This window comes from Carboxylicivirga fragile, from assembly GCF_050589805.1.
Taxonomy (GTDB): domain Bacteria; phylum Bacteroidota; class Bacteroidia; order Bacteroidales; family Marinilabiliaceae; genus Carboxylicivirga; species Carboxylicivirga fragile.
On the sequence record NZ_JBNGOY010000009.1, the window covers coordinates 1 to 23,991 of the forward strand.

The window sequence follows — 23,991 nt, forward strand, 5'->3', positions numbered from 1 at the left end:
GTTTTACCCCTCCAAACCTCCCCTAAAGTGGAGGCTTAAGTGCGATAGCTATCGCACCCCTTTAGGGGATTTAGGGGTAGTAAAAAAGGATATTTTATTACATATTAAAAGTAAGCTAATTGTGATTTTTACTTTTTGGACACCCTCTTTATTAAATAATTAACCATGAGAATAAGAAATATTGCACTCGCTCTTTTGTCAGTGGCTTTTATTGGAGTTAACGGACAAGAAAAAGAAAAGGAAAAAAGCACCATTGAATTCACGCCGGTTCACGACATTAAAACCACTGAGGTAAAAAGTCAGGACAGAACAGGAACCTGTTGGTCATATGCCACCACTTCATTCCTTGAAACAGAAGTAATTCGCTTAGGTGGGCCTGAATTAGATTTATCTGAAATGTATTTTGTGCGTTATGCATACCCTGAAAAAGCGCGTAAGTACATTATGGTACACGGCAAAGGTAACTTTAGCGAAGGTGGACAAGCGCATGATGTAACAAACGTATTGCGAGACTATGGTATGGCTACCGAAGAAGCTTTTCCTGGTCGCTGTTGTGCCAAAACACCGCATAACCATTCAGAGTTAGTTTCAACTCAAAAAGCCGTACTTGATAATTACATGGGGCTTCGTAAAACCTCACCAAAACCAATTTGGTATGATGTTCAAAACGCAATCTTAGACTTGTATTTAGGAGAAGTTCCTGAAAAAGTAGAAGGTAAAACACCACAAGAATTTGCCGCTGATATGAAAATCAATGCTGACAACTACGTCGAATTAACATCATACTCAAACTATCCTTGGTACGCTAATGTTGATTTAGAGATTCCTGATAACTGGTCGCACGATTTGTATTATAACCTTCCTTTGGACGAATTCATGGAAGTGATGAACAACGCTTTAGAGAATGGTTATTCTTTTGTTTACGATGGCGATGTAAGTGAAAAATTCTTTAGCCACGGACAAGGTGCTGCTATTGTTCCTGTTGATGTAGAAAAAGGATTTGCCCCACAGGAAGAAAAAGAAATCACACAAGAGCTTCGTCAAGATGCTTTCATGTCGTGGCAATCAACTGATGATCACCTAATGCACATTACAGGTTTATCAAAAGATCAGGAAGGAACAAAATATTATAAAACTAAAAATAGCTGGGGAACAAAGCGTAGCGATCATGGAGGTTACCTGCATATGTCAGAGAGCTACATGCGCCTGCATACGGTAGCTATTATGGTTCATAAAGATGCGATACCGAAAGCCATTGCGAAAAAGATTTTTAAATAGGACTGCACAAGTCTTTTAAAAAGAGCTATTCGATAAACCTTTGTTCACTGAGCGGAGTCGAAGTGATTACACCCTGAAAATCAGGCTTGTTATTATTTCATCTCGACTGCGCTAGATGAGCGAGTTAAGTTTTTGAACAGCTCTTTTTTATATTAAAACACATTAGAAGCTATTATCTTTAAGCAATATTTTAAATAAGCACCCGATGCAAACCATTATTAAATCGTTTGAAGAATTAACAACAACGGAGTTATATGAGTTATTAAAACTTAGGGCTGAAATATTTGTTGTTGAACAAGACTGTGTTTATAACGATTTAGATAATAATGATCAGATTGCCCATCACCTCATGATTATTGAGGACGATTTAATTGTTGGCTATGCGCGGATGCTTAATGTCGGCACACGTTTTCCTAAGGCCTCTATTGGTCGATTAGTGGTAGCAAAAGAAGCTCGATTTAAGGGAATAGCACGCAAAGTTATGACTGAAGCTGCTAATTGGATGAAAGAAAACTGGGAGCTTGATTCTATTCACATAAGTGCTCAAAAATACTTAAAAGCTTTTTATGGTAGCTTGGGTTATGAGATTGTTACTGAAGAATATCTGGAAGATGGCATTCCTCATCTAGGTATGGATTTGTACCTAGGGAACAAGTAGTTGTTTCTATTTAATTTTCAAATCCTCAACATCTTCAAGTGAACGAACAAAGGAATCTTTGTATTTATCCTGGCGCATAAGCCGTTCGCGAGCTAACATGGCTGCCTCCTTATTGTTAAACGCGCCATAAACATATCGTGTATAACCATCAATGCACCGATACATTTGAATATCATCTTGTTTAAGCCCTTTCAAATGAACAAAGGCAAATAAGGGTTTGTACTTTAAGGCAAGTATCTGAATTGTGTAATAAGTTTCTTCCTTGATATTTCGCATCTCTTCTACGATCATATCCTCAATTTCCTTATTCTCTGATTCAAATGTTTTAGACGCTATAATTTGCTGCAATGGCGGTTCCATCCGGATTTCTTCGAACGAATAAACAGGCTCATCCTCGGCAAATGCCATCTGAGGACTTACTTCTAGTTTTGATTCCCGCTTCAGTTCATCTGCCTTCTTTTCCTCAATTTTATACTCGTGCCCTGTTTCAAGAAACATTGTGTATTTTCCCGTTTCAGTATCAGGGCGGTAATCACCTACCAGTCGTTCATCTTTTTTACGTGTAACCATAATATGAACGGAGCCTTCACTGAGTCCATCTTTGTCTAACACTTCTCCTTCAATAACCGCTAACTCTCCTTCAAATGCCTTATCAAATTCAACCCTGTAAACATCAGAACCACCAAAATTATCATCGAACCGTGCCGATGCGTAGTAGGCTTCACTTTTATTTATGGTTGGCAAAAAGAAAAAATCATCGTCGGGTGTATTAATCGGATATCCTAAATTAACAGGTGATAACCAAGTACTATCAGCTTGCATTTGAGTGTAAAATACATCCATGCGGCCCATACTATTATGGCCTTCTGAAGCAAAATACAAGGTATATCCATCGGGATGAATCATGGCCGTTTCTTCGTCGTAGCGAGTATTAACTTTTGATCCCATATTAATAGCATCTCCCCATTTACCACTGCTATTTTTTCTTATCAAATAAATATCCGTTCCACCCTGTCCTCCAGGTCTATCACTGGTAAAAAACAAAGTGCTCTTATCTGCCGATAAAGAAGCGTGTGTTTCATTAAACTCCGTATTTATTGGATATGGTAGCTTAACAGGTTCTTGCCATTCGTTGTTAATAAATTTACTCATGTAAATGCTCTTCCCATCCTCATCATTTCGATAAATAAATAACTCTTTACCATCGGCGGATAGAGAAAGTGCCGATTCATGCTCTATATTTCTAAAAAATTGCTTCAAGGATTTAGCTCTATCCCATTCATCCGTTTTCGATGAAAAATAAATTTTTTCGGGATACTGTCCATCGGTTAGTTTTGACAAACGACCTGAAGAACGACGCGAGGTAAAAATCAATAAATCCTCAACAGCGGATACCAATGGGCTGTGATCGTCGTATTTGCTATTAACTTCTTTCCCTAGGTTTGATATTGTTAATTCAATTGGGTTGGCAAGAAAAATCTTGGCATGTTCGCACATGCGTTTCTCTTTTTCAATCTCCTCTCTCAATTCAGGATATTTGTCACCAATTTCGTACTCTAAGGATTCATAAATATCTAACGCCAAATCTGAATTCAAAATTACTTGATACGATTTAGCTAAGGTCATTTGAAGTTCAAAACTAATATCCGAAAAACGTTCCTCCCTTTTTAGTTGAGAAAAACCACGTTCAAGAAAAACTATAGCAGTATCCGCTCCAACATTAGTATTCAAATAACATAAACCTAAATGTAAATAACCTTCAACAAAGTCGGGCGACTCATCAACAATTTCTTTGAAGATTTCAATGGCTTTGGGGAAGTTGTGAGCCTCGGCGTAGGCAAGTGCTTTATTGTAAGAACGCTTATTTATATGAGAGTAAGGTTTACTTTGCCCTTGCAAATTCGCACAAGAAGCCAACAGTAAAGAAATACTCAAAATCCAAATCTCAAATCTTATCATAAAGAATCCCAATTCCTTTATCTACCTACAAATAAAGTCAAAAAAATGTAAATGATTCTATTTCAGAGCTAAAAATGTTAATAAACTTTAATTATGAAATGCAAGTCATCTCCCGACAATTGTTTTTCTATTCATTATCAAGGCTTTGTGTGGCCATGTATTTTTCGACTCAAAAACGATGGATTCCTCCGTTTACGGCGTCTAATTAATAAATCAATATAAATAAACATGAGAATTAAAGACATCACACTAGGTTTGATACTTGTTTTATCAACGTCTTTGAGTGTTTTGGCGCAAAAAAAAGGCGACATAAATAATCGAATTGAGAAGGAAACAGAAATAATGGTTGAAGAGCTTCAATTAAACGATGAGCAAGCCAAACAGGTTCTGGATATTAATAAAAAATATGGACAACTAATGGCTGATGCCAGAAAAAGTGCTAATGGCAATCGTGATGAGGTGCGTTCTCAAATGAAACCACTTCGTAAGGAACACAACGATAGCTTAAAAAAGGTGCTTACGGATGAGCAATACCAAAAGTACCTTAAGATAGTTGAAGAAAGAAGAAATCAACGCAAACAAAAAAATCAAGGTGGTGGACGACGATAGCAAATAGTTTTTTCAATATAGATTAGTTTTGGGGAGCCAGCAATACTTATGTTGCTGGCTTTTTGCTTTTCAAATTCTCTAGGTCTTTTCTCCAAATTGCATGAAATCCTTTAATAAAAGAGTTGAGTGTCATATTTATAAACCCTAATGAATAAGATATCCATGGAAAAACCTTAATTTCGCAAATAGAAATTATTACAATGGATTCGACAAGACAAAAAAAGATATCTCGCTTACTTCAAAAAGAAATAAGCGAACTGTTTCAGAAGGAGATACGTGAAGTTGCGATGGGAACAATGATTACGGTAACTGCCGTGCGCATATCACCAGACTTAGCACAGGCTAAAGTGTACTTAAGTATTTTTCCTGGTGCCCAAAAAGATGAAGTACTTAAAAACATAGTTGAAAAATCGTCACAGATTAGATTCGCCTTAGGAAAACGCGTTGGAAAGCAAATGCGCATTATTCCTGACCTGCGCTTTTTCATGGACGACAGCTTGGATTATTTGGATAATATTGATCGACTCCTTAAAGATTAATTATTATGCAGTACGATCCAATCAAACGATCACTAGGCTCGGTTTTTAATCAAGCTCCTATTTTACGCAAGCTGTTTTATCGCTTATTAGATTTGTTGTTATTGCGTTCGTGGCACATTCGTCGTGAATTAAAACGAAAGGCAAAGCAGTCAAATGAAGAATTAAACGTATTAGATGCGGGCAGCGGTTTTGGGCAATACGATTATTTCATGTCGACGCTTGGTAAGAAATGGCAAATAACAGGTGTTGATGTAAAAGACGAACAAATTGCAGACTGTAATCAATTTTTCAGCAAAATAGGAAGAGGGGATAGGGTTAAGTTTCAAAAAGGAGATTTGACTAAATACATTAAGGAGAATGAGTATGACCTCGTGTTATCCGTTGATGTGATGGAGCATATTCTTGAAGACGAATTAGTGTTTAAGAATTTCCATGCCTCAATGAAAGAAGGTGGTACTTTGTTGATTTCAACACCTTCTGATATGGGTGGTTCCGATGCGCACCACCATCATGAAGAAGATGAAGTACATGGTTTTATTGATGAACATGTGCGCGACGGCTATAATGCAGAGGACATAAAAGAAAAGCTTACCAGAGCTGGTTTTTCGTCAATAAAGACAAATTACACCTACGGCAAGCCCGGAAATCTATCGTGGCGTTTATCGATGAAATATCCAATTTTAATGTTAAATGCTAGCAAATTATTCTTTATTCTATTGCCTTTCTATTATTTAATTACCTACCCATTTGCATTCTTACTGAATTGCTTAGATGTTAATCAGAAGCATGAAAAGGGAACAGGCATAATGGTAGTGGCTCAAAAATAGCTGAATACTATGAAACTTGCTTTAAGTATAGCCCGGCGTTATTTGCTGGCTAAGAAAACCCAAAATGTCATCAATATCATTTCAATGATATCGGCAGCTGGTGTTTTTACGGCAAGTATGGCCTTACTTATTGTGCTATCGGTATTCAACGGACTTCATGGATTTATAGGTGACCTATATGGTACTTTCGATCCCGACCTTAAATTAATTCCAGCTTCTGGTAAAGTTATTTCGCTTGATACCATCGATTATCAATCCATTGTGGACACTGAAGGTGTTGAAGTTATCTCGAAGAGCCTTGAAGACCGTGCCTTACTTAAGTTTAGCAAAAGAAGCGCACCCGGCTTAATCTTAGGTGTTGATAGTAGTTTTAATACAGTCAGCAATATCGATTCTATAATTGTAAATGGTGTTTTTCAGGTAAAGCATAAAAATGAAAACCGCGCTGTGATTGGAAGCATACTAGCTGATCAATTGGCACTTCGTTTAAATTTCGTCAGCCCTCTTTCTATTATAGCGCCTAAACGGACTAATCGAATACAATCGATGCCATCGCAAAATACTATTAATACGGAGTACGTTAATCCTACAGGTATTTTTTCGGTGCGCCAAAGTGAATACGATGGTCAATATGTTATCATTAACTTACAGCAAGCACAAAAGCTTTTTCAATACGACAGTACTGTTGTTTCAGCCCTCAACCTAAAAGTATCGACACATAATATTGATGAAGTGCAATCTCATTTACAACAAATTGTGGGTGATAAAATGATAGTGCAGAACAGGGAACAGCAACATGCAGCTTTTTTCAAAATGATGAAAATTGAGAAATTTGTTGCCTACCTCATTCTATCATTCATTATGATGATTGCTGCCTTTAATGTTATTGGAACAATTTCACTACTTATTTTTGAAAAGAAAGAAAGCATATTCACTCTTAAAAGTATGGGGGCGAGCCGTCAACTTGTGACGCGTATTTTCCTCTTTGAGGGATTACTTATTTCACTGCTAGGTGTTATCCTGGGCTTAATATTTGGTATATTGTTGGTAGCTGTCCAACAACATTTTGGGCTTATAAAATTTGGTAGTGGCGGCTCCTATTTAATCGAAGCCTATCCGGTAAAGCTTGTAGGAATCGACATTCTGTATGTACTATTAACCGTGACTAGCATAGCATTTATAGCTGCGTGGTATCCCGTTAGGGTAATCGTTCGCCGTTATTTTACCGAATCAGGGATGCCTTAGCTTGTGTATTTCTGACCAATTTCACTCAGAACATTAATCGTTCCGGCTTCTGTTTTATCTTGAAGTAATTTAATTTTCAGTGCTCTAAAATCAGGTAGATTCTTAAACGATGTTGCCAAATGGCGACGTGCATGCAAGATTCCTCTGCGCTCACCAATCATTGCAACCGAACGCTTAACCAATTCTTTCAACATCTCACTTTGTTCAAATACACTTGGCGCCGGCAATATCTCACCAGTATTAAGATAATGCTTAATCTCTCTAAAGATCCAAGGTCTGCCGATGCTTGGTCTGCCTATCATCAAAGCATCTACGCCATAACGTTTCAAGTATTGTTCCGCTTTTTCAGGTCCTGTTATATCTCCATTGCCGATGATTGGGATGTGCATTCGGGGATTGTTTTTTACCTTTCCAATTAATGTCCAATCTGCTTCTCCGTTGTACATCTGTTCGCGTGTTCTTCCATGAATGGTGAGGGCAGAAACACCTATGTCTTGTAACTGTTCAGCTAACTCTTCAATAACGTAGTTGTCACTATCCCAACCCAGGCGTGTTTTAACGGTGACGGGCAGTTTTACGGTATCGATAACTGCTTTAGTGATAGATAATAGTTTAGGAATATCCAATAACAGACCTGCACCACTACCTTTTGTAGCGATCTTTTTTACAGGACAACCAAAGTTCAAGTCAATTAATTCAGGTTTTGCCGCTTCAGCCATTCGAGCCGCTTCAATCATGGTTTCAACATTTTTTCCATAGAGCTGAATACCAACCGGTCTTTCTTCTTCTCCGATGTGCATTTTTCGAATGGATCGATTGACTTTACGCAATAAAGCATCTGCCGAAACAAATTCGGTATACATCATATCAGCTCCAAACTCCTTACACAAAGTACGAAAGGATGGATCTGTTACATCTTCCATCGGAGCCAAAAGCAAGGGGTGTTTGCCTAAATCGAGTTGACCTATTTTCACTTATTCTATTTTTTTGGCAAAGATACAATAATAAAGAAGTCCTGTAACATGCATAAACAGGAAGAAAATGTGAATATCTTATGCCGAAAAATTTTTACTTCCAATTGTTTTTTCATTACATTGTGGAAATGTTTAATTTGTGCATGAAAACTAGCATAGCTGTCTTTATTGTTTTTTTAACAAGCTTTTGTTCCTCTCCCTCTTCAGAACGAAATATAGTTTCATCGCTCAAAAATTCAAATGACCTAACACCTGATTCGTTAATTGTTGATCAATTGATTCAGAAATCAAAAGAAGCATACGAATTAAACGAATACCAGGTAGCTCCGCTTGATGATTTCCTAAAGGAGGCCATCGAATTGGCTGTTCAGCATAAATACCGTCATCAATTATTCAATATTTATAATCTTATTGGGAAACGCTACAGAAATAAATCGCTGTATGCTCAGTCAATGGAATATCTTCAAAAATCTCTATACATTGCTGAAGAGTTAGATGACCCTCATCAACTTTCAGAGATTTATAATCAGATTGGTACAGTATACCGTCGAATTGACGAAAACAGTAAGGCGCTTGAGATGCACATGAAAGCACTTACCATTGCTGAGAACATTAAGGATTCGTTTCTAATTAGTGTATCGATTAATGGAATGGGAAATGTTAGTAATAACCTTAACCGTTATTTATCAGCCATTGAATATTTTCAAAAATCCTTGGGCATCTCTAAAAAGATGAATAATAAGTTAGGCATTGCCATTAACACTAATAATATTGGAGATATCTATCAGAAGCTAAACAAACCAGATTCTGCTCTTTTTTATCATTTTGAAGCACTCGACTACAACTCGCAAATTAACAGTACCATTGGCCAATCTATTTGTTATAATAGCATAGGTAGTGTGTACACCACAAAAAAACAATACCGTTTGGCCTTGGAGTATCTATTTAAAGCCCTTGAAGTTAATTTGGAAGTTGAAGATGGTTTGTACATTGCTGTTAGTTATAATAGCATTGGCAAAACCTACCTTGAAGATAATCACCCACAGGATGCCCTGACCTACTTAAAAAAAGGCTTAGATGTGTCGCAAAAGATAGGTGCTAAATACACGGCGGAAGAAGCAGCTCGCCTAATGTCAGCAGCTTACGAAAAACAGCAAAATTATACCAAAGCACTAAAATTTCATAAACTCAGCGCTGTTTATAAGGACAGTATGATAAATGAAAAAAACATTTTTCATATTAGTACGGCAGAGGCTGATTACGAACGAAACCTAAGAACCAACCAGCTAAATACTTTAAGTGAAAAAAATGTTTTTCAGTCAGCATTATTAATCAAGCAAAGAATGTACTTACTCATTGCTGGCATTATGCTTTCTATTCTTTTGCTATTAATCATTCTTCTGATTTATCAAGCCAGGCTGCGAGGGCGCTACAGAACCCTGCGTTTTCAACAGCGTTTGTTGCGTTCTCAGATGAATCCGCACTTTATATTTAATGCTTTAAGTGCTATTCAGGTATTTATACTGGAGAATGACATGGCTAAATCGAGTCGTTTTTTATCTGATTTCTCAAAGCTCATGCGGCAAGTGTTGCGCAGTAGCAACTATGAATATATTACCATTAATGAAGAGGTTGAAATTCTTCAGTATTATTTAAATCTCCAACAATTACGCTTCACGCCTTCTTTCGAATATGAAATCGAAATTGATTCAACATTAAAAGAGAATAATATTTTGGTTCCGCCAATGCTTATTCAACCATTTGTTGAAAACGCCATAGAACATGGTTTAAAACCCATTGGTGAAGGTGGTGTTATACTTATTCGTTTTAATAAATCAACAACAGGAGTTGTGATTGAGGTTGATGATAATGGGCTTGGAATTGACTATTCGAATAGCATGAGTAAAAATGATAAGAAGCACGAATCCATGGCGCTGAAAATTACTAAAGAGCGTTTGGATATTCTGGAGAAGGACACCAAGAAAAAAACTATTTTTGAGGTGTTCGATAAAAAAAGAAGAAACCCAAATCATAAAGGAACCGTAGTACGCTTTACTATACCTCTTATCCGATACGAACAATGAAAAAAATTAAGTTACTAATAGTTGAGGATGATTTATACAATCAGCGTGCTGTTGAGAAGATAATTGTCAAGCATTTTTCGGAAATAGAAATAGTTGGATGCGCTACTGGCGTTAATGAAGCAATCGATAAAATAGAGAAGCTTCAACCGCAACTTTTGCTTCTTGATATTAACTTAAGTGATGGTACATCATTTGATGTTTTAAGAAAAAGTAAATTCAGAGATAGTAAAGTTGTATTCATGTCGGCTTATCATGAGTATGCTTTGGAAGCCCTTCAATTTTCTGCTGTGGAGTTTGTTTTTAAGCCATTTGACATAAATGAATTGATTGTTGCTATCGACAAAGCTTTGGAACAGTTACAGGATGATAACTATAGCTTACGTATTAATACTTTATTCGACAACATTGACAACACAAATAATAAAAAGGTAGTTTTACAAGGCCGCAGAAATATAAAAGTTTGTGATATAAATGATATTGTCTGGGGAAAAGCAATACCCGGAGGTGCCAATTTTTATTTTTCTGATGGCAGTTACTTTTTCACAACAACACCATTGCGAAGATACGAAGCCATTCTTCCTTCCGACACATTCTTTCGATGTCACCCACATTATTTAATAAATCTGAAACAAGTTAAAAAAATTGATAAAGATTTATTACGAATAAAATTATCGAACGATGATGAAGTTATATTTGAAGAACGCCGATATAACCTGATGAGTAGCAAATTGGAATTAAGTATGGTGATTTAGAAAGATTCTAAAGAGGAGCATTTCGATAAAAAAAAATCCAATAAACTATAACATTTTGACGAATCGCCAGTATTATTAGACGAACGGTTTAATATTTGGGGACAAATCAAAATTGAGGGTTGGAACATGCTTCGTTGGGGATTTTTATTGATAATTACTTTAAGCATTTGGGGAAGTGCTAAGGGGCAAATGGATCAGGTTTGGAAATACTACTATCCAGAATTTGTAAATTCATCAGAGAGTAATCTTTACTTTCGATTGGAGAATAATAACTTCCTAAAAAACAATGAATATTTTAGTGAATATACACAAGGCTATACCATGCTTGGGTATTCAATTCAGCCTTCATTTATGTATTATGCTGGCTCACGCTTAAGAGTAAAAGCAGGCGTACATATTCTTCAGTTTACAGGAATGAATGAGTTCACTGAAGTTCTGCCTACTTTTTCGATACACACTAAATTAGCCAAGAACTTTGACCTCATCATGGGAGGTTTAAAGGGTGATGTGCATCATAAATTAATTGAACCAATATTTAATCCTGAAAATCAATTTACCAGGCCTATAGAAAACGGGTTTCAATTCATCTACAATAACGATAAACTATGGTTTGATGGCTGGGTTGATTGGGAGCAATTCATCTTTTTAGGAGATGACAAACCTGAGAAGTTTACTGCAGGTATAAGTGCAGAGTATCAATTGCTAAATAGTGCAACAGGCTGGAATATAAGTGTCCCTGCTCAATTTGTTGCCACACATCTAGGTGGACAAATAAGCACCTATAAAGAGGCCATGCAATCATTGGCCAATATGGCTACAGGATTAAGCTTTCGCAAAGAAATTGGCACAGGATTCATACAGCACATAGGAACATCAACCTACTTAGCCTGGTACCAGGATTTAACGGAAAAATCGGGTTTGCCATTTACAAATGGTCACGCGATTTACCCAGTTGGTGAACTCGGTTATAAGTATGGTGAATTAATGATAGGGTATTGGTATGCCAACGATTTTGTTGCACCAAAAGGAAGCCCCATCTTTCAATCGGTTTCTGACTATCAGAATGATTACTACCAACAAGAAAGACATCTAGCAACTGCAAAGCTTAGTTTCACACGCACCTTCATGGAGCAAATTAAGTTTAGTGCGATGGTTGAAACTTACTTCGATATTCCCGCTTCTCATTTGGAATACTCATATGGTTTAAATTTAATTTTTACGCCTAACTTCTTTTTAAAGAAAGTTAATTTCCATTAGTACAGTGAGGTTAGGGCACAAGTCATCGATTCGTATAATTAAATAGTACCGAGAACAGAATTAGTTTGTAAGCTGCTATAAATAGCGTAAGTAGCTTCGGTATTCACCGCCATATCGTTGGTATCTGAACAACATGTTCATTTTAAAGGTTATTGATAAAAAGTGCTTAATAAGATGAATGAAGAGATAAGAAATAAATTGGGTGTAGAAGAAAACAAACCCAACGATTGGTTTGAGGTACTTTATTCTGAATCCAACGAGTCAGGCAATGGAGTGCCATGGGCTAATATGGCGCCGCATCCAGTATTTAAAAATTGGATAGACAAAACTTCTTCGCTAAAAAAAGAAAAGACTGCTTTGGTAGTTGGTTGTGGCTTGGGGGATGATGCCATTGAATTGGAGGCAAAAGGATATAAGGTAACGGCATTTGATGTTTCAGAAAGTGCCATTAAACTGTGTGAAAAAAGGTTTCCTGATGCTCGTACAGAATTTGTACAGGCCGATTTAATCCAAGGTGTTAAGCCTTGGTTTAAACAATTTGATTTGGTTCTCGAAATATTTACGATTCAAGCGCTTCCTCCTAAATATGAAAAAACCTTGATTCAAAATGTTTCTGATTTTGTGGCAGACGATGGAGAATTAATTGTTATCGCTGAAATTCAAAAAGAAAAGCGTAGCTATGAAAATGGTCCTCCTTGGTTGTTGAATAACGATTATATTCAGTCGTTTGAAGCTTGTGGATTAAAACAAGTATCTCTTCAAAGTAATAATGAAACAGAAGTAGGAGAAGAAATGCATTTGGCAATATTTAAAAGATAGTGGGAAGTATAACTTATTTTAAAAGACTGCTTGGCCCTTTTTATTAAATGAAAAGGTATGAATCATGAAGAAATAAATACCTTAGTGCTTTACCAAACCTATATTTAACCTGCCGAATATGAATAAGTATTTTAAAATAACTCCACCTTATAAATTAGTATCCTATATCTTTTTGCAAAATCACATGACTATTTTTGGCCTGGTTATTTTAATAATTGGGCAATTAATTTCGATTTTGGATGTATCGCGTTTCGATAAATCGTGTTTGCTATTCCCTTTTTCTGAAAGTATGGAAATCCAGGGTAAAGTAACTGCAGTGAATACAATACATTACACTTTCTCGAATCACTATACCTATGGTTACGATTATGAAGTGAACGATAGCAACTTGGGATATGCTTTTGGAGCATCATTCGACAAAAGAACTGATTTAAAAGAAGGAGATAAGGTTACTGTTGAATATGTAAAGAGTGATCCATCGATCCATCGAATTAAAGGGATGCGTAACTCTTTTGTCATTGATACCACGGTTATATATCTTTTAGTTTCCCTTGTTGGCTTTATATTTTTAGCTTATGGCCTTAGAAATACAAGGAAGTTCTTAAAAATGGTGAAGAATGGATATGTAACAACAGCAAGCTTATCCGAAAAACCAACGACTAATTTAATAGAAGGTAGTAGGTATATTGTATTAAAGTTCGCATTTATGACCAAAGGTGGACAGAGTGTTGAATTTGTCAAACAATTAACCAATGCTAAGAACATTCTGGATGATGAAGAAGAACTGATTGTTTACAACGAGAATGACCCATCGCAACATCAGTTTGTAGACAGACTACCAACACAACTTAAAGCCTATATTTATAGTGAAGTTGAATTTTATCAGAAGAACGCTCTTTAAAATTTAATGAAAGATGAAAGAAATTCGATTTATACTATTAGCACTCATCATAACGCAGCTTTGTTCATCGCAAGAATCATATAAAACCTGGCCTGCAATTGCTATGATAAATGATGTAACATTTAAGGATAGAAAGTTTGATAAACATAATATTGGTTGTGGATTTCTTTTAAAACATGAAAAAGATACGTTTGCCATAACTGCAAAACATATTATATGCGTTGCCAAGACGGATGTAATGAAAACAACCAACTTTGAAGGTGGCCTGAAACAATGGACAATGTACCCCAAAGACAAAAAGGATCAAACAGTAATAATGGGCAAACTTCTTAATGAGGATACAACTGATTCGTTGAGTTTTGATTTTATTAATCGGCATGATACCACCTATAATGATTTTCTGATTTTTAAGATAAAGCAGAATAATTCGAAGTTGGTTCCTTTAGAAATACGAAAGACCCAACTAAAGGAAGGTGAGATTCTTTACGCTATAGGTTGGACTTATAATGATACCGAAGGGTCACAGCGGATTTATAAATATTCGTATTACCAAGGCAAAGGAACACGTTTTAACATGAGATTGATTGATGCTCCGGCAAATGCTGGTGGTTTAAGCGGTTCGCCCGTAGTTGATACTGAAGGTTTATTAGTAGGGATTATTTCTGGAATGGATGAAGATCCAATAACTAAGGAAGCCTATTCGTCGCCTAGAAACATTAATTATCTGATAGACTTTTTTAATAATAGAAAGCATTAATATTACATAGGAAGAATGCACTTTAAGATTTTATCAGAATAGTGAAACAAGCGTAATCCTTTAATTTTACATGTTTACTGTTTGGCATGAAGCCTAAAGCCAAAAGAACAAGATCACTAAGTAGTTCTGAACTTACACCTCAATTAGTAAGATTAAGTTAAGGTGAAGATGGTAAGTCAATAAAACATTGAAAGCGTTTTTTAGGGTGTTAATTGATGTGTTAGGAGCATTAACCTGGTTAACTCATAATGTTTTATTGGCTCCAATGTTTCCATTCACAATTAATTTATCGAAATTACAGTTGATTATTATTTTAACCTAAATAAAACTGTGTAATGCATAAATTAATTACAACACTTGCACTACTAAGCTTATGGGCTTATGGTTCTGCTCAAATTGATGCTCGAATGTTTCGTTACCCCGATGTGAGTAACAAGCAAATTACCTTTACTTATGCCGGTGATATCTGGATAGTAAGTAAGGATGGAGGTACTGCTACTAAGTTAAGTTCACCTCAGGGCGAAGAATCGTATCCAAAGTTTTCGCCCGATGGCAATACCATAGCTTTCAGCGGCAACTACTCGGGCAATACCGATGTATATACCATTCCGGTTAACGGTGGTATTCCAACACGTCATACCTGGCATGGTTATAACGACAGGGTGGTTGACTGGCATCCTAATGGTAAACAGGTTTTGTTTGCTTCGTCTCGTAAAAGTGGTAAAGCGCGATGGAATCAGTTTTATTTAACTCAAACAGAGAATGGTTTACCTCAAAAATTACCATTGGAGCATGCCGAATTTGGTTCAATATCAGAAGATGGCAATACCATTGCTTTTACCGATAAAAGTCGATTGACACGTACTTGGAAAAGGTATCGCGGAGGAACAGCGCCTGACATCTGGTTGATGGATATGAATACCAAAAATGCAGAAAAGATAGCCCAAAACACGGCGAACAACGAATTGCCAATGATTAAAGGCAATGAGGTCTATTTTTTATCTGATAGGGGCGAAGCTAAGCGTTACAACCTTTGGAAATACGATATTACTACCAAAGAGGTTAAGCAGTTGACAAGTTTTACCGACTACGATGTGCATTATCCTTCCATGGGACCTGCCGATATAGTTTTCGAAGCAGCTGGGAAGCTTCATACCTATGCCTTAGCAACAGGTGCGCTTAACGAGGTTAAGGTGAATGTGATTACCGATCAGCAAAGTTTATTAAGCAGAGAAGTGAATTTAAAAGGTCAATTCAGTAATGCTTTTCTTTCGCACGATGCCAAGCGTGTTGTATTAGAGTCGCGAGGAGAAGTTTTTACTATACCTGAAGAACATGGCTACACCATTAATCTTACACAGACATCAGGTGCGGCAGAGCGATCACCAGCCTGGTCGCCAAATGGAAAATACATTGCCTATTGGAGTGATCAATCGGGAGAGTACCAATTGGTATTACGTGATATGGAAGATGGCAGTACAAAAAGCCTTACTTCATTTACCGATGGTTTTAGATACCACTTACATTGGTCGCCCGATAGTAAGAAGTTGGTTTTTATAGAGCAAAACATGGAAGTGAAGCTCTTGTTTGTGGATACAAAAGAGGTAATCACCATTGATAAACAACTCTATTATTTCCATGGCGGCTTAGATAATTTCAAAGTGTCATGGGATTGTAATAGCCAATGGGTAGCCTATGCCAAAGACACCGAAAAAAGAACCTCTGCTATTGCTTTGTTTGATGTAAATAACAGAAAAGCGCACCAGGTCACTAGTGCATATTATGCCGATTCAGAACCTGTTTTTGATGTTGAAGGCAAATGCCTTTATTTTACAACGATGCGCCATTTTAGTCCGCAGTACAGCGATTTCGACAACAGCTTTATCTATCCTAAATCAACCATGATAGCAGCTGTTCCTTTAACTAAAGATGGGGATTCACCTTTGGCCTTCCGTAACGATGGTGTTGAGGTTGTAAAAGAGGAAGATAAAGCAGAAGAAGGCAAGGATGAAAAGAAGAAAAAGGACAAGAAAGGTGATAAAGAAGATGACGAAGAAGAGAAAGTAACCCAAATTGATATTGACGGTTTCGAAAGCAGACTAGTCCTATTACCTATTAAGAATGGTGATTATAGATCCCTTACCTCGGCAGAAGGAAAGATCTTATACATGTCGCAAGGAGCGAAGGCTTGGGATTTAAAATATTATGACCTTAAAGAAAGAGAAGAGAAATCCATTGTTGCCGGTATTGATGATTACCAATTGGCTGCGAATGGGGAAAAAATACTTGTTCGTAAGAAGAATAGTTTGAATATCATTTCAGCCACAGCTGATCAAAAGCTGGATAAGCCATTAAATACCAAAGGTATGATGGCAAAGATTGATCCAAAGCAAGAATGGCTTCAGATATACCGGGATGCCTGGCGTCTGGAACGTGATTATTTCTATGATAAAAATATGCACGGTGTAGATTGGGATGCCGTATATCAGCAGTATTTACCATTGCTAGAGGAATGTGTTACACGTTGGGATGTTAATTTCGTATTAGGCGAAATGATTGGTGAGTTGAATGCATCTCATTCCTATAAAGGAGGAGGAGATACAGAGAAATCCAAAACATTAGCAGTTGCATATCTTGGCGCTGACTTTGCGGTTAAAGACAATAACTACATTATAAAGCACATAGTTAAAGGTGGTATTTGGGATGCTGAAGCTGTTTCGCCTCTGGCTACACTTGGTGTATCAGTTAAGGAGGGTGATTATTTATTTGCGGTGAATGGTACTCCGTTTGATATCAAAAAATCACCTTATGCAGCATTGCAAGGTTATGCAGGTAAAACCGTTGAATTAACTATAGGTAGTTCACCGGATATAAATCAAGCTAAAAAAGTAGTGCTTAAAACCATGAAGGATGAATACCGTTTACGTCATCTTGAGTGGATTGAAAACAAGAGAGCAAGGGTTGCAGAAGCTAGCAATAATCAAGTGGGTTATATCTATGTTCCTAGTACAGGTGTTGATGGGCAAAACGAGTTAATTCGTCAGTTCATGGGGCAATGGACCAAAGCTGCTCTAATTATTGATGAGCGATTTAATAATGGTGGTCAAATTCCGGATCGTTTTATTGAGTTATTAAACCGTAAGCCACTTGCTTTTTGGGCGGTGCGCGATGGTAAAGATTGGCAGTGGCCACCTGTTGCACATTTTGGACCTAAAGCTATGTTGATTAATGGCTGGAGTGGTTCTGGTGGTGATGCTTTTCCTGATTACTTTCGAAAGGCCGAATTAGGTAAGCTCGTGGGAACACGTACCTGGGGTGGTCTTATAGGTGTTTCAGGTGTACCTGCCCTGATTGATGGAGGAGTTGTTACTGCACCTACGTTCCGTATGTATGATCCTTATACCGGAGATTGGTTTAAAGAAGGACATGGAGTAGATCCTGATGTGGAAGTGGATGAAGACGCCGGTCAACTAGCTAAGGGGATTGATCCGCAATTGGAAAAAGCAATTGAAGTAATCCTCGAAAGTCTGAAGACGGATAAGTTCACCGAACCCGATCATCAGAAGTTTGAAGTTCGCTAGTATAACTACAGATAGAATAATAAAAGCTGCTATTTTTTTAGTAGCTTTTGTTGTTTTGGTTATTCAGTACTTTCACCGGTATTCTCAATGAGATTTACACTAATTGAGAAAACTAAGTTTCCAGGTTCCTGGAGTGACTATTTTTGTATTGCCTAATCATTAAATATTTATTAGTTATGAATGTAAATTTAAAGTGGTAATTCTTTTAGATACATGCAGAAAAGTATCAGACTAACAAGCAGAGTAAGGGACTGGATGGTTGTCGCAAGAAAAGGTACTTCACAAGAAAAAGTTGTAAGAAGCTTAATCGCTGATGTAAGAGTTGTTATCTTTCAATTTTAAAAGATTCCATTTCAGGCTGGAATAGAGCTAGCCGAACAGAAGATTAGTGAGTTAGAAAATGATATTAAAAGTTTTATTGAATATTTTGTGATAGATTAGAAAGAAATAATAAAATAACCCTGTATTAAGTCTAAATGGTTGCGAATAAAATTGACATAATTAAGATTAGTTTAAGGAATTTAATTAATGAAGTAGATAAATATTACGATAATGCTTTTGATATTCGAATTGTAAAAACAGTTTTTGAGATAGTTTCGGGAATTGAAAGATTAATTATAGAGAACTCTTTGAATGATGAGGGATTACATGCGTTTCAAGACAAACTGCCAAAGTTTAAACATCTTGACTTGTCTTTAATAGAAAAAACTTTTTGGGAAATAATTAGTGAGTATTCTCTTTTATTTGGTTCTCGAAATGGGCAATCAATTGAAGATTTAAAAAGTTATAATGAGGCAATGGGCTTCACTTATAGAAGTAAAAAACGAGAGCGCGTAAGAAATGAAGTGTCGGAAATAGTTTTTGAAATAGAAACCCGAGCAAAAAAGGCGCTTGATTACCTAGTCAACACTAGAGTAAACTGCAGATAGAATAATAAAAGCTGCTATTTTTTAGCAGCTTTTGTTGTTTTAATTATTCATTACTTTCATCGGTATTCTCAATGAGTGCTTGCAACTCGTTAGAAATATCTTTGTTTAAAATTGGTTCTAGTTTGTCTTCAGTAAACTTGTATTTCATTAGGTAAGAGGGTTCTTTGCTAGTGCTGTAGTTGCCATTTTTGTTACGATCCATACCAAAAGTAACAATGGCATCCATGGTATTATGTCGATACTTAAAATCGATTACGGTAGCATCATTTTGATTTAATATCCTTAATTTTTGTTCCTTGAAACTGTAGAGATAGAGGTTCTTGTGATCTTCTAATGTAACATGCCCGTCTTTATTACTATCAACATCGGCACCTACGAAACTGACAAGAATATCATCTTCAAAATAGGTATATTCCAACTTAGATGCGATCATTCGAGTTTTACAAATTGGTTTCATTTCGTTGGTCGTAAAATCCCAGTATACGAGATTGTTAAAATCACCGTAGAAACTGCTTCTTCTGTAGCGTTTCCCACTATACGACCCTGAGCCAAACATATCCATTAAAGCCTCGTGATCTTCGCTAATGCTCTCAGTTGTTTTAAGAGTCCTTACTATTATGGGGATTATGTACTTCTGTTGAAGTGTATCAATTAATATGGCATTGTTAAAAGATATGACTTGTTGACGCATGTTTTGCTGAGTCAATTGCTCCAGTTTTTCATCAGAAAGAAGCGCCGTTTCGTTTGTGTTGTCATTTGGGATTAAATCAGATATGGTAAAGATGAGTATGGAGATAATGCCAAAAATGGCCAACAGTAGGATGGTAGTTCCGAGCAAAGCCAATATCTTCTGATTGTAGTTTTTTATTTTATCAATATTCATGTTACAAGTTTAAGTTAGATGTTACAAGATAGTAAAATAGGCTTACTGATTTATATCATACAACTTTTACTCTTTTAAAAGCGTATAGTCTTAATTCACATTAAAACACTCATATGAAACGTTCAATATTGTTCACCATGTTGCTTGCCATTGGCTTATACGTCACAAGTCAATCCAATGCCGAGACTTTAAAAACATTCTTGTCTGATGTTATCTCTTTCGAAGAAGTAACATTAGATCCGAATCGTCCGATTTCTAAAATAAGACAAATGGCGTCGGTACAGGCCGATACTTTTTTTGTCCTTACAAAAGAAAATACTGCAGAAGTACTTAGGACTGCTAAGGCCTATCAACACTGTTTGGTTTTTACTGGTAGTCACACTATTGTTAAAGTTACTGATTTAAGTAACTGTATTCAATCCGGATCGTGGGGTGCTTGCATGCCAATGGGTGAAGGTTATATTCAGCGTGGAGAAATGGAAAAGAAGGCGGATTACATCAATAATATTATTGGTATGCCCGATATGCAAAAACGTGTACTGTTTCTCTTTAATTAACAAGGCTTATGTAATAGGCTTTTCCGAATGTAATAGAATCGGAAAGATAGAATAGAATAAGCATGGCGAAGAGCCGTGCTTATTTTGTTTTATGTAGTTTATTCACCAATATTTTCTGTCAAAATACAGGATGTAATGAATGGTTTAATACATGCTTTTTTATCTTTACAAGCAATCAATTTATATCTATACCCATGCAAAACCTTACCATTACTAATATTACATCCTGGGCTAAAGAAAAATTACAATCCGTTGACGCTGGTCACGATTGGTGGCACATAAAACGTACGCTGACCAATGCTAAAAAATTACATCAAACCGAAGGAGGCGATTGGCATGTAATTGAGTTAGCCGTATTGTTGCATGATGTGCCAGATCCTAAATTCTTTGATGAGGAAAAGATGTTGGTTGAGGTGGAGCAAAAAATGGAAAGTGAGGGTGTTTCTTTGAGTAAATGTGAGCATGTGATGCAAATTATCAAACACCTTTCTTTCTCGAAGCAATGGTCGGGTAAAGCTTTTGATTCGTTGGAATTTCGTATTGTTCAGGATGCTGATCGATTGGATGCTATTGGAGCCATTGGTATTGCCCGTGCCTTTAGTTACGGCGGACATAAAGGGCGTGATTTTTACGACCCGGAAGTTCCGGTGCAAAAATATGCCAATGCCGAAGCCTATCGTAAGAGTGATGCACCTACCATCAATCATTTCTACGAAAAACTATTGCTGTTGAAAGATTTAATGAAGACTGATTCAGGTAAAACAATGGCTCAACAACGCCATGATTACATGGAAGGATTCCTGAAGCAATTTTATAGTGAGGTGGAGCAGTGATGATATTAAAAATATTAGTGTAATTCGCGAATTGAAAATCAGCGAAGCTAAATTCGTGGATGAAATAATATTTGTAAACTATAGGTCTTTGTTCAAATTATATACTTCAAATACTTTTAGTATTTTTATCGGCACTCAAAGTTCTAATCAATGCCCGTGAAAAAAAATAATTCTGGTAAGCGCAAGCCTGCTCGAAAGAAAAGTACAAAGCAGTCAGGCAGTACCTGGAAAAAGAAACTGTTTATTCTTAGTCTTAAGGCTGCTGTTGCTGGGATAGCGGTTTTTGCAATATTCGTGTTCTTTGTTTATTTGGGATTATTTGGTCGTTTACCTTCCAATGCCGAACTGGCTAAGATCCAAAACCACACAGCATCCGAAGTCTTCTCATCTGATAAACAACTGATGGGACGTTACTTTGTTGAGCACCGACTAACCATTGATAATGGCGAGGTTTCGAAACATGTGGTCAATGCCTTGGTTGCAACCGAGGATAGTCGCTTCTTTGAGCACAACGGTTTGGATTTCATTAGCCTTGGAAGAGTAATGGTTCGAACCATAATCTTTAGAGATAAGGCGCAAGGTGGCGGTAGTACCATTAGTCAGCAATTGGCCAAAAACTTATACCCGCGAATGCGCTTGGGCTTTATGACCTTGCCAGTTGGTAAGGTGAAGGAGATTTTTACGGCTGCTCGCCTCGAAACGCTTTATTCTAAGGAAGATATTCTGACGCTCTATTTAAATACTGTACCATATGGTGAGGATATTTTTGGTATTGAAATGGCCTCGCGTCGTTTCTTTGGTAAGAAATCGAAACGTCTCGATCCTGCGGAAGCGGCTACGTTGGTAGGTATGTTGGCTGCTAACACAGCTTATAGTCCTCGCATTAATCCTGAGCGCAGTTTAAAGCGACGCAATGTCGTATTGAAACGTATGAAGGAGCAAGGTTTTTTATCTGATACGGAATATAAGAAATGGCAGCAAAGTAAGATTGTACTCAGATATAAGAAGATTGATCACAACACAGGGATAGCACCTTATTTTCGAGAAAAGATACGTGTGAAAGCTCAAAAAATACTGGAGGATGAATATGGTGATGAGTACGATATTTATTCAGATGGTTTGAGGATTTACACAAGTATTGACTCACGTTTGCAGAATTATGCCGAGCTGGCGGTTGATCAACAGATGACCCGTTTGCAAGGTGAGTTTGATCGCCATTGGAAGGGACGTGACCCGTGGGAGAAACATCCGAATATCTACATCGATGCACTGCGTAAATCGAAACGATATACCAAACTAGCAGCAGCTGGTTGGAACGAGGAGAAGATTTTCAAACACATGGAACAGAAGGTTCCGATGACGATATTTACTCATGCTGGTGAGAAGAAGGTGAATATGAGTCCTGCGGATTCGGTGAAGCATCGTTTGAAATTATTGAATACAGGGTTTCTAGCCATGAACCCAAATAATGGCCATGTATTGGCTTGGGTTGGAGGCATCGATCATAAAAGTGTTCAGTACGATCATGTCACTTCGGAACGCCCTGTAGGCTCTACCTTTAAACCAATTGTATATACGGCGGCCCTTATGGAAGGTAATGAGCCCTGCGATTGGATTTCGAACGAGCAGCAGGTTTACGAAGATTATAATGATTGGAATCCGTCAAATAGCAATGGGAAACACGAAGGTTATTATACCATAAAGGGTGGTTTGGCATCTTCGGTAAATACCATAAGTGCCAAACTTATTACGCGTGTGGGTATTGGCGATGTGATTGATGTGGCTCGCGATATGGGTATTGAAGGTGGCATTCCTAAAGTGCCATCAATCGCTTTGGGAACAGCAGAATTGTCATTGTTAGAAATGGTTTCTGCGTATACCACATTTCCTAATTATGGGCGACCTGTTGAGCCAGTTGACTTATTGCGCATTGAAGACAGGTATGGGAATGTGTTGTATCAGTACGATGAGGAACAGGATAGTGACCAAGTGTACGGTGAGGAGGTTTCGCATTTTATTATTGATATGATGCGAGGAGTGGTAGAAAACGGTACAGGAAGCACACTTCGCACATTATTTCACTTAGATAGTGAGCTAGCTGGTAAAACCGGCACAACGCAGGATAACTCAGATGGCTGGTTCATTGGCTATACACCTGGTATTGTTGCAGGTGCCTGGGTTGGTAATGATCAGCCTAAAATTCATTTTCGATCAACAGCTTTGGGTAGTGGTGGACATACAGCCTTGCCAATTTTTGCACGTTTTATGCAGCGAGTCGAGAATGATCCAAAAATGTATGAGTATTACGCTAAATCCTTCTATGAAATACCAGAAGATTTGCAAAGGCGTTTGGAATGTGATAATTTTTCGATGGATGATCCGGATGCGGATATTTTTGATCGTTTCTTTGATGGCTTTGATCGCCCCGATTCTACCAAAATAAGAAAACAGCAAGAACGCCAAGCTAAGAAAGATGCTCGCAAAAAGAAGGATCACAAGAGTGTACTTGACCGCATGAAAGAGCTTTTTAAGAAGAAAAAGTAAGTAGG

The 23,991-nt window shown here is 37.2% G+C and carries 20 protein-coding genes; 17 read left to right on the forward strand and 3 right to left on the reverse strand.

The window, feature by feature from the left end; translation table 11 throughout:
• Positions 1 to 165: 165 nt before the first annotated feature.
• Both ACRD7B_RS05075 and ACRD7B_RS05080 read left to right on the forward strand, forming a co-directional pair.
• On the forward strand, positions 166 to 1,278 hold the full coding sequence (locus ACRD7B_RS05075; RefSeq protein ID WP_430823392.1) for a C1 family peptidase: 1,113 nt from the start codon (positions 166 to 168) through the stop codon (positions 1,276 to 1,278).
• A 205-nt stretch (positions 1,279 to 1,483) separates the two neighbouring features.
• Positions 1,484 to 1,936 (forward strand): GNAT family N-acetyltransferase, encoded by a 453-nt coding sequence (locus ACRD7B_RS05080; protein WP_430823393.1) that lies wholly within the window; start codon positions 1,484 to 1,486, stop codon positions 1,934 to 1,936.
• Positions 1,937 to 1,942: 6 nt separating this feature from the next.
• On the opposite strand, the gene ACRD7B_RS05085 is transcribed toward ACRD7B_RS05080, so the two are convergent.
• Positions 1,943 to 3,895, reverse strand: a complete 1,953-nt coding sequence (locus ACRD7B_RS05085; protein WP_430823394.1) for a hypothetical protein — start codon at positions 3,893 to 3,895, stop codon at positions 1,943 to 1,945.
• 228 nt (positions 3,896 to 4,123) lie between these two features.
• Here ACRD7B_RS05085 and ACRD7B_RS05090 point away from each other — a divergent pair, with 228 nt between their 5' ends.
• The 4 genes from ACRD7B_RS05090 to ACRD7B_RS05105 all read left to right on the forward strand — a co-directional run bounded on the left by ACRD7B_RS05090 (position 4,124) and on the right by ACRD7B_RS05105 (position 7,115).
• The gene (locus tag ACRD7B_RS05090; RefSeq protein ID WP_430823395.1) at positions 4,124 to 4,504 is read left to right on the forward strand and encodes a DUF4890 domain-containing protein; all 381 of its coding nucleotides are present in this window, start codon (positions 4,124 to 4,126) and stop codon (positions 4,502 to 4,504) included.
• Positions 4,505 to 4,704: 200 nt separating this feature from the next.
• On the forward strand, positions 4,705 to 5,043 hold the full coding sequence (rbfA, locus tag ACRD7B_RS05095; protein WP_430823396.1) for a 30S ribosome-binding factor RbfA: 339 nt from the start codon (positions 4,705 to 4,707) through the stop codon (positions 5,041 to 5,043).
• Positions 5,044 to 5,048: 5 nt separating this feature from the next.
• Positions 5,049 to 5,870: a class I SAM-dependent methyltransferase gene (locus ACRD7B_RS05100; RefSeq protein ID WP_430823397.1), complete on the forward strand. Its 822-nt coding sequence runs from the start codon at positions 5,049 to 5,051 to the stop codon at positions 5,868 to 5,870.
• A gap of 9 nt (positions 5,871 to 5,879) precedes the next feature.
• A complete protein-coding gene (locus tag ACRD7B_RS05105) occupies positions 5,880 to 7,115 on the forward strand; it encodes an FtsX-like permease family protein (protein WP_430823398.1) in 1,236 nt (411 codons plus the stop codon).
• Here ACRD7B_RS05105 and dusB read toward each other — a convergent pair.
• On the reverse strand, positions 7,112 to 8,089 hold the full coding sequence (gene dusB, locus ACRD7B_RS05110; protein ID WP_430823399.1) for a tRNA dihydrouridine synthase DusB: 978 nt from the start codon (positions 8,087 to 8,089) through the stop codon (positions 7,112 to 7,114). The two genes, ACRD7B_RS05105 and dusB, sit on opposite strands and share 4 nt — an antisense overlap.
• A 143-nt stretch (positions 8,090 to 8,232) precedes the next feature.
• Here dusB and ACRD7B_RS05115 point away from each other — a divergent pair, with 143 nt between their 5' ends.
• From ACRD7B_RS05115 to ACRD7B_RS05150, 8 genes are all read left to right on the forward strand, one after another.
• A complete protein-coding gene (locus ACRD7B_RS05115) occupies positions 8,233 to 10,173 on the forward strand; it encodes a tetratricopeptide repeat-containing sensor histidine kinase (RefSeq protein ID WP_430823400.1) in 1,941 nt (646 codons plus the stop codon).
• Positions 10,170 to 10,925, forward strand: a complete 756-nt coding sequence (locus tag ACRD7B_RS05120; protein ID WP_430823401.1) for a LytR/AlgR family response regulator transcription factor — start codon at positions 10,170 to 10,172, stop codon at positions 10,923 to 10,925. The genes ACRD7B_RS05115 and ACRD7B_RS05120 overlap by 4 nt, the downstream gene beginning before the upstream one ends.
• Before the next feature lie 126 nt (positions 10,926 to 11,051).
• Positions 11,052 to 12,182, forward strand: coding sequence for a hypothetical protein (locus ACRD7B_RS05125; protein ID WP_430823402.1), 1,131 nt, complete (start codon positions 11,052 to 11,054; stop codon positions 12,180 to 12,182).
• A 174-nt stretch (positions 12,183 to 12,356) separates the two neighbouring features.
• Positions 12,357 to 13,001: a class I SAM-dependent methyltransferase gene (locus tag ACRD7B_RS05130; RefSeq protein ID WP_430823403.1), complete on the forward strand. Its 645-nt coding sequence runs from the start codon at positions 12,357 to 12,359 to the stop codon at positions 12,999 to 13,001.
• Positions 13,002 to 13,119: 118 nt separating this feature from the next.
• Entirely contained in the window at positions 13,120 to 13,902 is a 783-nt protein-coding gene (locus ACRD7B_RS05135; RefSeq protein ID WP_430823404.1) for a DUF3592 domain-containing protein, read from the forward strand.
• A 13-nt stretch (positions 13,903 to 13,915) separates the two neighbouring features.
• On the forward strand, positions 13,916 to 14,659 hold the full coding sequence (locus ACRD7B_RS05140) for a S1 family peptidase (protein WP_430823405.1): 744 nt from the start codon (positions 13,916 to 13,918) through the stop codon (positions 14,657 to 14,659).
• A gap of 335 nt (positions 14,660 to 14,994) precedes the next feature.
• Positions 14,995 to 18,240, forward strand: coding sequence for a S41 family peptidase (locus ACRD7B_RS05145; protein WP_430823406.1), 3,246 nt, complete (start codon positions 14,995 to 14,997; stop codon positions 18,238 to 18,240).
• A 476-nt stretch (positions 18,241 to 18,716) separates the two neighbouring features.
• Complete coding sequence (locus tag ACRD7B_RS05150) at positions 18,717 to 19,169, forward strand: hypothetical protein (protein ID WP_430823407.1); 453 nt, start codon at positions 18,717 to 18,719, stop codon at positions 19,167 to 19,169.
• A gap of 43 nt (positions 19,170 to 19,212) precedes the next feature.
• Here the strand turns inward: ACRD7B_RS05150 and ACRD7B_RS05155 are convergent, their stop codons facing one another.
• The gene (locus ACRD7B_RS05155; RefSeq protein WP_430823408.1) at positions 19,213 to 20,052 is read right to left on the reverse strand and encodes a hypothetical protein; all 840 of its coding nucleotides are present in this window, start codon (positions 20,050 to 20,052) and stop codon (positions 19,213 to 19,215) included.
• A 113-nt stretch (positions 20,053 to 20,165) separates the two neighbouring features.
• Here ACRD7B_RS05155 and ACRD7B_RS05160 point away from each other — a divergent pair, with 113 nt between their 5' ends.
• The 3 genes from ACRD7B_RS05160 (at position 20,166) to ACRD7B_RS05170 (ending at position 23,986) form a co-directional block, all read left to right on the forward strand.
• Positions 20,166 to 20,609 carry a hypothetical protein gene (locus tag ACRD7B_RS05160; RefSeq protein WP_430823409.1) on the forward strand — a complete coding sequence of 148 codons (444 nt, stop codon included), beginning with the start codon at positions 20,166 to 20,168 and terminating at the stop codon, positions 20,607 to 20,609.
• A gap of 62 nt (positions 20,610 to 20,671) precedes the next feature.
• Positions 20,672 to 21,442 carry an HD domain-containing protein gene (locus ACRD7B_RS05165; protein WP_430823410.1) on the forward strand — a complete coding sequence of 257 codons (771 nt, stop codon included), beginning with the start codon at positions 20,672 to 20,674 and terminating at the stop codon, positions 21,440 to 21,442.
• Positions 21,443 to 21,592: 150 nt separating this feature from the next.
• Positions 21,593 to 23,986: a penicillin-binding protein 1A gene (locus tag ACRD7B_RS05170; RefSeq protein ID WP_430823411.1), complete on the forward strand. Its 2,394-nt coding sequence runs from the start codon at positions 21,593 to 21,595 to the stop codon at positions 23,984 to 23,986.
• The last annotated feature ends 5 nt before the right edge of the window (positions 23,987 to 23,991 follow it).